1 pseudogene is annotated in these 313 nt (G+C 50.8%); it reads right to left on the reverse strand.

Annotated features, from left to right (window positions below):
- Positions 1-313: pseudogene (locus SB772_RS39845) on the reverse strand (hypothetical protein); the annotation flags it as partial.

The raw sequence follows: 313 nt of genomic DNA on the forward strand, positions 1-313 counted from the left end.
CGCCCGATCCGATGACCCAGCATTTCACAAATGAAATTCTTCGGCGCTTCTTCGGCGTGCTCTGAAGTTCGCCGGGTTGCCCACTCACCAAATCCTTGCCCTTTAACCTGTGCGGCAGGTCCGGATAGCGGCTGTGAAGACGTTACGTTGGCTGCGGTGGTATCGGGATTTGTATGCTCGATGCCAAACCCTGAAACAAAAAATTGATTCTCGATATAGATAAAAGATGTGGCCTTGTTGATGAGATTGCGCATTGCCACCGCAATTTCACATTGCTTGCCATCAGGCGACGATTGAGAAGTCTTGTCGGCAC

It is taken from the genome of Paraburkholderia sp. SIMBA_030 (genome assembly GCF_046535245.1).
In the GTDB taxonomy this organism is placed as follows: Bacteria; Pseudomonadota; Gammaproteobacteria; order Burkholderiales; family Burkholderiaceae; genus Paraburkholderia.